Source organism: Candidatus Neomarinimicrobiota bacterium (genome assembly GCA_022560655.1).
In the GTDB taxonomy this organism is placed as follows: domain Bacteria; phylum Fidelibacterota; class Marinisomatia; order SCGC-AAA003-L08; family TS1B11; genus JADFSS01.
In genome coordinates this window covers 1-3,300 of the sequence record JADFSS010000124.1, presented here as the reverse complement: position 1 = coordinate 3,300, position 3,300 = coordinate 1, and the positions used below count along the sequence as shown (strand labels likewise).

The following is a 3,300-nucleotide window of genomic DNA, read 5'->3' as shown; positions in this document are numbered from 1 at the left end:
CACGCACTGTGAAGAAATACATGATCGTCGGCGTTCTTGAAATCGGTCTGCAGCAGATTGTGGTCGATGTACTGAACCGAGACCTCGGTCTGGGCGCGCTCCAAACCCATCGCCTCCAGCTCCAGCATGACCATGGTTCCCGTAGCGTCCTGCGTGAGCGTTTGGTCGATGCGGAGCGCGATTTCCTCGCCAGGCTCCATACGCCCATCCAGCAGATGACCCTCGATCAGCTTCTGTGCCACGTTTCTTGAGCTCATGGTTCCCCTAATCTAATCGCAATTTCGTATTGATCGCTGCCGCCGACTTCAGAGACGGCTCAAGTGTACGTCGACAAAGCAATGTAAGCTACTTGGGTCTAAAACTAACAGACACATTTCTAGTTTCCAAGGTTTCGTTTACGCCTCATCCGAAGCGTCCTTGGCTTGAACCGTTTCAGTTGATCACCTCTCATCATCCTCCAAATAGGTCAGGACTGGTCACCATTGGGCAAATACTTGCCCTATTTTCCTGCCCCAAAAGTGTCATTTACCGAAGATCAATACAGGGACTGGAAATCTAATGCTTATTGAGCTGCCCAATGAAAAGCCCCACAGATCTCTGACCCGTGGGGCTTTCTGTCAGGTTGGCAGATACCAACTATTTAAGCAGTGAGGCACAGCCAGGGCACAGTAGCATTCTAAGCTGGTGTTTTTATTAATCATTCTCCGGGCTCATAACCCAAGGGTTGCAAATGCCCTTCAAACTTCGAAGTAGATGGACTTAGACCACAGGATACGCATCACTCAATACGTTTGCGACAGGCCGAGGCAACCTTGCTCATGGTGCGGCAATCTGAAGATGAGGTCGTCTTTGAGAACCTCAAGCACGACTTTCCTCAGCGTATCATTTATCGCTTGAAAGCTGGGGGAAATTTCGCGGCGAGCATTGGGGGTAAGGTAAATGGTAAGGTCAGGACGGTCAACTTTGCCATGCGGCGGATCGACTGTGAATCACAAACGCCCAACCCTTAAGTTCTTGTCACTATTGCCATTAGTTCTCATCGCATTCGGATCATTGCGCTGGGTCCCGCTCATCCGAATGATAACACAATGACTTGAAACGGACCCCTATTTATCGCTTACCGGCATCCCCATCACTCGTTCGGCGAGTTAAGATTATTATCGAGCAAGAAGCGTTGCAGTCCCTCCAGATCGTCCGTGTTGATCAGGTCAACTCCGGCGGCCAGCAGCGCGTGCCAAATCGAGTCGCGGGCGGCGCCGGGGTTATCGGGCGTGGCCCAGAAGCGCACACGCCTCCCACCCCCATGGGCCTGAGCGACGATGCTTGCCAGCTGCTCACGCTCATCCGCCGGCATGGGCCCCGCACCCGTCCAGGTGAAGAAGACGGTCCACTTGTCGCTGATGAGCGGGATAAAATCCGCCGGGGCGCCGGAGCCCAGGTCCTCAAGCCTGCCATCGTAAGCCGCGTAACGGAAATCTTCGTTCTCCATCGTCTCTCGAGGGCGGTTACCAGAGATGATGACAGCCACCGGGCCTTGCTGCCCACCAGCTGGGCCGTAGGTGTCCAGGATGTCGGCATACTGTTGCAGCTCCTTGCGCAGGGCTGCATAGGTCACCTCAGCCCCCGATTTGATGTCGATCAGCAACCAAAACTGCGGCCCTCCCCGGTAGACCTGCCCGCCATGTTGTTGAATGCGCTCACGTAATGGCGTGAGATAAAGTGCTGCCAGGGTCCGATCCGGCTGCACGTCGACCCGATAATGGGCCACCAGCAGCTCACCATCCACGAGGTAGATGTCGGCTTCAACGCTGGTGAAACCCCGGTGGAGCGCGTCGTGCAACGGCCGGGAGTGCTGGAAGTCATTGTGGGCATGTGCGCGCAGGAGGGGCACCGGTTCGGGGGTGACGAGCTGGGCCTGTTCTTTCGCCACCGGCCCACAGGCTGACCATGCCAGGAGAACCAGGGGCAAGACCACCCATGAAAATATACGCCTACCCATTTCGGACATCGGATTCGAACGCTTCTGCAACTGCGTACCTGGTTGTGATTCAGTGGACCAGCCGAATGTAGGGTGGAAGGTGGCGGAATAGCAAAAGCCCCATGAGGACCAAGGGGGCATCATCCGCTGGTGGATCCTACCGGTCATTGCCCCAATCCCCAACCTCTCAGCCCTCACTATTGAATGCTCACTCAAGTAGGCCGTTAGGTCCGGGAAGTCCTCAGCCGGCCGAGTGGACGGAAAGCGGGTGTAGATCCCCGTCGGCTAGCGGATGCGATGGCCCCTCAGGATGCTGACGAACTTAATGTCGCCAGTCTGTGGCCCGGAGCAAAAACGTACGGTTGGTGCGCGTTACTCTGCCGCCGAACAGTTGGTAATTCGGGGCCTGCATCTTAATTTATAGTTGAGTCCAAACCCGATTACATGAATGCAGCTCTACATAGTATGGACTTATGCAGTGTAACGAATATTCCGACGTATTGTGCAGTACTTACATAAGTAAGAGAGACGTTATGAAACTTCTGAAGACCATTCAAATTGCGCTACTTCTATTCATTTTCCCTTCGGAAGCATTCAACCGGGGTGCTACGTTAACCCGCTATCCATATATTTCGAAACCCAGCGTGAATTCGGTTCTGATTGCGTGGGGAACGCAGGATTCAACGGACGGCGTAGTAGAATATGGTTTGACCTCAAGTCTCGGTTTAAGTGCGGCCGAAACGGACTTGGTGATCCTTCCTGATATTGCAAAGACGGGTTTCCTTCATGGTGTTGAAATAACGGGTCTGGAACCCAAAACGACCTATTTTTACCAGGTATTAAGCGGTGGCGATACGTTGTCTGCGGTGGAGACTTTTCACACCAATAACGATACTTTAAACCCCTCCTTTGATTTCATGATATTTGGCGATATGGGCGGAGAGAGTGGAACGGGTGGACAGGACCCGCAGTTTGCCCTGCGGGATAGGATCCTGCTGCTCGATTTTGATCTTGCGATACTTACCGGAGATATTGTTTACGACAGTGGAGAATGGCAGAATATGGATCCAAGACATTTCGCTCCCTATGAAGATATCATCAAGCATACCGCTTTTTTCCCGTCACCGGGCAATCATGATATCGAAACGGAAGATGGGGCCCCTTATATTGCAAACTTTTTTCTGCCGCATAACAATCCGGATAGTTCAGAGTTTTTCTACTCTTTTGATTACGGCAGAACGCACTTTATTAGTTTGGACCTCACCGCCGCTCAGCAGGGACAGGCGGTCAAATTTGATCCTACCACTACCCAGTATGCCTGG

At 53.0% G+C, this 3,300-nt stretch carries 3 protein-coding genes; 1 reads left to right on the top strand and 2 read right to left on the bottom strand.

What is annotated here, in order from left to right; all coding sequences use genetic code 11:
* Both IH971_11130 and IH971_11125 read right to left on the bottom strand, forming a co-directional pair.
* On the bottom strand, positions 1-257 hold a 257-nt coding region (locus IH971_11130; protein ID MCH7498381.1), incomplete at its 3' end, for an aconitate hydratase.
* A gap of 875 nt (positions 258-1,132) precedes the next feature.
* The gene (locus tag IH971_11125) at positions 1,133-2,008 is read right to left on the bottom strand and encodes a hypothetical protein (GenBank protein ID MCH7498380.1); all 876 of its coding nucleotides are present in this window, start codon (positions 2,006-2,008) and stop codon (positions 1,133-1,135) included.
* Between the two features lie 503 nt (positions 2,009-2,511).
* Between IH971_11125 and IH971_11120 the strand changes: the two genes are divergently transcribed.
* Positions 2,512-3,300 (top strand): metallophosphoesterase family protein (locus IH971_11120; protein MCH7498379.1); only part of this gene is annotated, 789 nt, incomplete at its 3' end.